This is a genomic window from Allobosea sp. P1_A7 (genome assembly GCF_056406775.1).
In genome coordinates, this window is the sequence record NZ_JBFTZN010000298.1 from 1 (window position 1) to 7,115 (window position 7,115).

Below are 7,115 nucleotides of genomic sequence, written 5' to 3' on the forward strand. Positions count from 1 at the left end.
CGATCACCACCATCATCACGACCATGACAATCACTTCACGCCGATCGAGGCGCGGGTGAAGGCGCTGGAAACGCTCCTCGTCGCCAAGGGCTATGTCGACCCGGCGGCGCTCGATGCCATCGTCGAGACCTACGAGACCAAGGTCGGCCCGCGCAACGGCGCGCTGGTCGTGGCGAAGGCCTGGACGGACCCCGCTTTCGCAGAACGGCTCAGGCAGGACGGCACGGCGGCCGTCGCCGAGCTCGGCTATGGCGGCCGTGGCGGGGAGCATATCGTTGCGGTGTTCAACACTCCCGACGAGCACAATCTGATCGTCTGCACGCTGTGCTCCTGCTATCCGTGGCCGGTGCTCGGCCTGCCTCCGGTCTGGTACAAGTCGCCGCCCTATCGCTCGCGCGCCGTCATCGATCCGCGCGGCGTGCTGGCCGATTTCGGCGTGACGCTGCCCGCGGGCCAGCGCATCCGGGTTTGGGATTCAACCGCCGAGACGCGCTTCCTCGTCATCCCGCAGCGCCCTGCCGGTACCGAGGGCTGGGACGAGGAGAGGCTTGCCGGCATCGTCACGCGGGATTCGATGATCGGCGTCGGCTTGCCGAAGGCGGGAGCGTCAGCATGAATGGCGGGCAGGATCTCGGCGGCCAAATGGGCTTCGGGCCCGTTATGCCGGAGCCGAACGAGCCGGTCTTCCATGGCGGATGGGAGAGCCGCATGCTTGCGCTGAACGTCGCGGCAGGCGCCATGGGGCACTGGACCATCGACGAGATCCGGCATGCGCGCGAGAGCATCCCGCCGGCGGATTACCTTTCCTTCTCCTATTACGAGATCTGGTACGAAGGGTTGCGGACGGTGCTGCAGCGGCACGGCTTTGCGACGCCGGCGGAGATGGACAGCGGCGCGTCGGTCGGGTCCGGGACGACACCCAAGCGGGTGTTGAACGGGGCGGATGTCCCGGCTGTCTTGCAACGCGGCTTTCCCTATGAGCGCGAGGCTTCGGCGCCTGCGCTGTTTGCTGTCGGCGATCGTGTGCGCACCATCGTGATGCACCCGGCCGGCCATACTCGCCTGCCACGCTATGCCCGCGGCAAGCTCGGCCGGATCGAGGCCATCCGCGGCAACCACGTCTTCCCCGATACCGGCGCCCATGGTGCACCGGAAACAGCGCAATGGCTCTATACCGTGGTCTTCAGTGGCCCCGAACTCTGGGGCCGCGATGCGGACCCGACGTCCAGCGTCAGCGTCGAGGCGTGGGAGAGCTATCTTGAGCCGGCCTGACGCAGCCCTTGCCGATGCGCTCGCAGCGGGCACGCCGATCCCGCGCGATGCGGAAGGGCCGGTCTTTGCGGAACCCTGGCAGGCCCAGGCCTTCGCGCTGGTCGTTGCGCTGCAGAACCGGGGCATCTTTTCCGCTCAGGAATGGGCGGAAGCCCTCGGGGCCGAAATCCGGGAGGCGGTCGCGGCCGGCGGCTGCCGCGACGGTTCCGATTATTACGAACGCTGGTGCGAGGCGCTGGAGCATCTCCTGATCGCCAAGGGGCTGGCCTCGCATGAGGGCGTCGACGCGCTCGCGGCGTCCTGGGAGCGCGCGGCCGAGGCGACGCCGCATGGCAAGCCGATCCTGCTGGAGAACGACCCGCAGCGCGTGAGCTGAGGGCGCGCAACGCTTCGGCATCACTGCGGCGTGGACTTGTCACATGAGTTTGTCGGGCGCTGGATAGGGGACGACATCGCGATCGGCATCGGCTCTGCTTTCGGAGAAACATGCCGTCTGGGAGGCCCTGATGAAAAGGACGATGACTTGCCTGGTCGGCCTTGCCGGCTTGTTGCTGTCCGCGCCTGCCCATGCGGCCGATCCGGCCCTCAACGGGCGTATCGAAAAGCTCACCCGCAACACGCAATGGACGCAGAAAGCTGCCGTTCCGCTGCAATTCCCGACACATCACCCGCAAGGCATGCTGAAGATCGGCGATGCCTTCTTCGTCTCCTCGGYCGAGATCACGAAGCCGACGACCCGCTTCTCCGAACCCCGGGATGGCTATGATCGTGATACCGGCGAGGGCGTCGGCCATCTCTTCAAGGTCGATGCCGAGGGGAAGCTCCTGGCCAGCATCACGCTCGGCGAGGGCTCGATGTACCACCCGGGCGGGATTGACTTCGATGGCAAGCATATCTGGGTGACGGTTGCCGAGTATCGACCGAACAGTCAGTCGATCGTCTACAAGGTCGATCCGGAGACGCTGAAGGCGACCGAGGTGCTGCGTTTCAAGGACCATATCGGCGGCATCGTCCACAATACAGACGACAAATCGCTGCATGGGGTAAGCTGGGGTTCGCGCCGCTTCTACAAATGGACCCTGGACGGCGAGGGCCGGGTGACCAATCCAGACGTGGCGCCTGAACAACTGCGGGTCATCAATCCCGCGCTCTATATCGACTATCAGGACTGCCACTATATCGGCATGAGCCGGATGCTCTGCTCCGGCCTCAACGCCTATCGCGCGACGAAGGACGGGCCGATCTTTCGCCTCGGCGGGTTCGAGATCGTCGACCTCAGGGATAATCGGCCCGTCTATCAGGTACCGATCGAGCTCTGGTCGCCGTCTGGATTGCCGATGACGCAGAATCCGTTCTGGGTCGAGCCGACTGCTGACGGCGTGCGGGCCCATTTCATCCCGGATGACGACAAGTCGGTGCTCTTCACCTACGAGGCGACGGCCAAGTAAGGGCGACGAAGCAAAACGGACGCAAGCGCGGCGGCGCCGGGAGCTCAGTTCCCCTGGGCGGCCCAGAGGCCGAGGAACAGGGCCGTTCCGAGCACGGCGACGAAAGCGGCGGCGAGCAGTTCGAGCCCTGCGATCGCTCTTGCTCCGCGCAGGCTGCTGCCTCCGGCCAGTTTCAGGGCTGCGAACTTGAAGAAGACCGCGAGCGCAGCAAGCGCTCCCGTGGTCAGGGCCGTGCCGAGCGCCATGGCGAAGGTCGCGGCGATGCCGGCCCAGAGCAGCCCCTGCGAGAAGGCGAAGACGAGAATAATGAGAGCGCCGGCGCAAGGACGCAGGCCCGCCGCGAAAACCACGCCGGCCATCTCACGCCAGCCGCGCAATCGGGCGATCTCGTCGGGACCGGGCATGTGAACATGGTCGCAGGCCGGATCATGGGCGGCGGCATCGCCCGACAGGGCGAGCAGCGCCCCGGCCTTGCGCCAAAGCACCCATAGTCCGACCAGCCCGACCAGCGCGAAACTCGCCTGCTCGATCAGCGTCGTCGTCGCGCTCATGGTAGCAGCCGTCGCTCGAAGGGCGATCGTCAGGGTCAGGACCAATGCAATGGCGACCAGTGCCTGGAGGATCGCGGCGGCAAAGCTCAAGGCGAGGCCACGCCTGAGGCTGCGATTATCGGCGACGATATAGCCGGAGATGACCGCCTTGCCGTGGCCGGGGCCGGCTGCATGAAAGACGCCATAGCCGAAGGCGAGAGCAAGCAGGCCGGGCAGGGCCGCACTGCTGGCGTGGATCGCCTTCAGCGTCGCGGTGAGTTCGCGATAGAAGGCCGATTGCCAGGACAGGAGCAGCGCGCCGATGCCCGTCGTCGAAGGCAGGGCCTCGCGGGGCAGGGCAGTCCCGAAGGGGTTGCGCGGTGGCGGGGGCGGTGGTGGGCTTACGCTGGCAATCACATAGGCCAGCATGGCAAGGGTGCCGGCAACGGCCAGAAGCGCGAGGGCCATCAGGGCGAGCCGACGCGAGACGATCGGCAGGCGTAGCGATGTCGAAAGCGCGAGACTCAGGGACATGCGACCAGCGCGCGCGTCGTGACCTGGTATCCGCTCATGTCGGGCTGGGCTGTGATGTCCTCCTGCGCGAGCTTCTGCTGGACGGCTGCGTCGAGTTTGGGCGGACGAGCGATGCGGACGACGCACCCCTTGGGTGCATCGCGCGCGATCACCGCGTCAGCGGCCTCGGCGATGTCGAAGGCGACGAAATAGGTCGGGTCACCGATCTCGATGCCGAAGGACCGATTGGCGGTGGCTGGCTGCTTGAGGGGCAGGACATAGGTCAAGGTCAGGATCTTGTTCTCGAAGGCGAGCGCAGCCTCGCTGGGCTCGCCGAAGGCCTGCACCTTGCCGTTCGCCTTGGCGATGGTGAAGAAGCCGACATCGGGCAGGGATTCCATGTTGACCTTGGCGAGTTCCGCCAGCTCGTCGGGCGTCAGCTTGCCGTCGCCATTCTTGTCGAGCCCCTGCGTAATGAAGGCGGAATAAGCCTCGTCAAAACTCCAGATATGCTTCAGCGCCTTCACGCTGCCGTCGGGAGCGTAGATGATCTCGGTGCGCGCACTGACGAAGACATGGGGATGCGCGGCCGCGAGGCCGGTGAACCCGAACCAGGCCGCAAGTCCGGCGAGAATGAGAAGGCCGCGGCGGCATCGGGTCACGACAGGGAATCCCTCGATTTCAGCGGCGAAGCTGGCCCGACATGGTTAACCAACCGTAAACGGCGGCCGATGCCAAGGCTGGTTCCAAGCCCACCCATCACTCGCAAAGGGGGCCAAATCGCGGCGCATTCTGGAACGATCCCAGGGTGATTGACCGTAACGAGACGATATGTCAGCATTACTGACATAATATCAAGTTGGAGGCCGGACCAACTGGCCCCATTCTGCCGTAACGGGACGATCGGGGAGGTCGGCCATGGCCGAGATGGAACAGAAGTCCGGCACCGCAGACCTGGCCGAGGCCGGTGCGTTGCGCGAGGTCGCGCTGGACGACAAATACGACCTCTCGAAACAGCAGATATTCCTGACCGGGACGCAGGCGATCGCGCGCATGCTGATGGTCCAGCGCGAGCGCGACCGCCGCGCCGGCCTGAACACGGCGGGCTTCGTTTCGGGCTATCGCGGCTCGCCGCTGGGAGGGCTCGACCAGCAATTGCTACGGGCCGGCAAACAGCTCAAGGCCTCCGATATCGTCTTCCAGCCGGGGCTGAACGAGGATCTGGCCGCGACCGCGGTCTGGGGCACTCAGCAGGCCGAGCTGCAGGGCGAAGGCAAGCATGACGGCGTCTTCGCGCTCTGGTACGGCAAGGGCCCGGGTGTAGACCGCAGCGGCGACGTCTTCCGCCACGGCAACATGGCGGGCACCTCGCCCCATGGCGGCGTCATCTGCCTGATGGGCGACGACCACACCGCTGAATCGTCCACCAATGCGCATCAGACCGAGTTTGTCTTCGTCGACCGGATGATGCCGATCCTGAACCCGGCCGGCGTTCAGGAGATCATGGATTATTCCCTGCACGGCATCGCGCTCTCGCGTTTTGCCTCGGTCTGGGTCGGCATCAAATGCGTGAAGGACAATATCGAGTCGACGGCCTCCGTCGATGGCTCGGTCGACCGGGTCAAGATCGTGACGCCGGACGATTTCGTCATGCCGCCGGGCGGGTTGAGCATCCGCCGCGAGCTGGATTTCGTCGATCAGGAGAAGCGGCTGCATATCCACAAGCGCGCCGCGATGCTGGCCTATCTGCGCGCCAACAAGCTCAACCAGACCATCACCTCCGGGGGCAAGAAGCCGCGCATCGGCATCATCACGGTCGGAAAATCCTATCTCGATGTCCGCCAGGCGATGGAGGATCTCGGCATCGACGAGGTTCGCGCCAATGATCTCGGCATCCGCCTGTTCAAGGTCGCCTGCCCCTGGCCGATCGATCCGGGCGAGCTGAAGGATTTTGCCTCAAAGCTCGATCTCGTCATGGTGGTCGAGGAAAAGCGTTCGCTGATCGAGGTGCAGGTCCGCGAGGAGCTCTACGGCTCCAAGCACCAGCCGATGGTAATCGGCAAGAAGGACGAGAAGGGCGAATGGCTCTTCCCGGTCCATGGCGCGCTCGATCCCAACGACGTCGCGATCGCGCTTGGCGCGCGGCTGCTGCAATACAAGGACGACCCGGCGCTACGGGGCCGGCTTGAGGAGATCGCCCAGGCGCAGGGGCGCCTCGCCGAGGCGCAGGATATCGCCAAGCGAACGCCGTACTATTGCTCGGGCTGCCCGCATAACAGCTCCACCGTGGTGCCCGAAGGCTCGCGCGCCTATGCCGGCATCGGCTGCCATTACATGGTGCAGTGGATGGACCGGAGCACTGCAGGCTTCACCCAGATGGGCGGAGAAGGCGCGAACTGGATCGGCGAAGCGCCGTTCTCGACGCGCCAGCACGTTTTCCAGAATCTCGGCGACGGCACCTATACCCATTCCGGCTCGCTCGCGATCCGCTGGGCGGTCGCTGCTGGCGTCAACGTCACCTACAAGCTGCTCTATAACGATGCGGTCGCCATGACCGGCGGCCAGCAGGCGGAAGGGCATCTGACCCCCGACCAGATGGCTCGCCAGATTGCAGCCGAAGGCGTGCATCGCGTTGCGGTGGTCAGTGATGAACCGGACAAATACCCGCCGGGCACGCAATGGCCTGCCGGCACGACGATCCATCATCGCGATGACCTCGATGCCGTGCAGCGCGAGCTTGCGCAGGTTCCGGGCGTGTCGTTGCTGCTTTACGACCAGACCTGTGCCACCGAGAAGCGCCGCCGGCGCAAGCGTGGTGGCTATCCCGATCCCGACAAGCGGGTGATCGTCAACGAACTCGTCTGCGAAGGCTGCGGCGATTGCGGCGTGCAGTCGAACTGCGTCTCCGTGCAGCCGCTGGAGACCGAGTTCGGCCGCAAGCGCCAGATCGACCAGTCGAACTGCAACAAGGACTTTTCCTGCGTGAAGGGCTTCTGCCCCTCCTTCGTTACTGTGCATGGCGCTCGGCCGAAGAAGGCGGCGCCGCGCCGGCTCGATGCCGGCGCGCTCAGCGCAGGCGAGCTTCCAGAGCCGCAGGTTCCGGCCCTCGATCGCAGTTTCGCGGTCGTCGTCACCGGTGTCGGCGGCACCGGCGTGGTGACGATCGGCGCCATTCTCGGCATGGCGGCGCATCTCGAGGGCAAGGGCTGCGGCATGATCGACATGGCCGGTCTTGCCCAGAAGGGCGGGGCGGTCTTCAGCCATGTCAAGCTCGCGCCGCGGCCCGAAGACATTCACGCCATTCGCGTCGCCGCCGGTCAGGCGGATCTGGTGCTCGGTTGCGATCTCACCG

At 65.5% G+C, this 7,115-nt stretch carries 7 protein-coding genes; 5 read left to right on the forward strand and 2 right to left on the reverse strand.

Annotated elements, in window-relative coordinates; all coding sequences use genetic code 11:
• The 4 genes from nthA to AC1D34_RS31735 all read left to right on the forward strand — a co-directional run.
• On the forward strand, positions 1-616 hold a 616-nt coding region (nthA, locus tag AC1D34_RS31720), incomplete at its 5' end, for a nitrile hydratase subunit alpha (protein ID WP_476826369.1).
• On the forward strand, positions 613-1,272 hold the full coding sequence (nthB, locus tag AC1D34_RS31725; RefSeq protein ID WP_441487878.1) for a nitrile hydratase subunit beta: 660 nt from the start codon (positions 613-615) through the stop codon (positions 1,270-1,272). The genes nthA and nthB, both read left to right, overlap by 4 nt.
• A complete protein-coding gene (locus tag AC1D34_RS31730) occupies positions 1,259-1,648 on the forward strand; it encodes a nitrile hydratase accessory protein (protein WP_441487879.1) in 390 nt (129 codons plus the stop codon). The genes nthB and AC1D34_RS31730 overlap by 14 nt, the downstream gene beginning before the upstream one ends.
• A 130-nt stretch (positions 1,649-1,778) precedes the next feature.
• On the forward strand, positions 1,779-2,720 hold the full coding sequence (locus AC1D34_RS31735; RefSeq protein ID WP_476826370.1) for a DUF6454 family protein: 942 nt from the start codon (positions 1,779-1,781) through the stop codon (positions 2,718-2,720).
• 44 nt (positions 2,721-2,764) lie between these two features.
• Here AC1D34_RS31735 and AC1D34_RS31740 read toward each other — a convergent pair whose 3' ends face one another.
• On the reverse strand, positions 2,765-3,784 hold the full coding sequence (locus AC1D34_RS31740; protein ID WP_476826371.1) for a nickel/cobalt transporter: 1,020 nt from the start codon (positions 3,782-3,784) through the stop codon (positions 2,765-2,767).
• Complete coding sequence (locus AC1D34_RS31745) at positions 3,775-4,425, reverse strand: DUF1007 family protein (RefSeq protein ID WP_441487882.1); 651 nt, start codon at positions 4,423-4,425, stop codon at positions 3,775-3,777. Before AC1D34_RS31745 ends, AC1D34_RS31740 begins: the two co-directional genes overlap by 10 nt.
• Before the next feature lie 256 nt (positions 4,426-4,681).
• Between AC1D34_RS31745 and AC1D34_RS31750 the strand changes: the two genes are divergently transcribed.
• A partial coding sequence (locus AC1D34_RS31750) for an indolepyruvate ferredoxin oxidoreductase family protein (protein ID WP_476826372.1) occupies positions 4,682-7,115 on the forward strand: 2,434 nt, incomplete at its 3' end.

Coding starts and splice junctions, on each gene's coding strand:
- nthB (WP_441487878.1), top strand. CDS start 613: ATGAATGGCGGGCAGGATCTCGGCGGCCAAATGGGCTTCGGGCCCGTT.
- AC1D34_RS31740 (WP_476826371.1), bottom strand. CDS start 3,784: ATGTCCCTGAGTCTCGCGCTTTCGACATCGCTACGCCTGCCGATCGTC.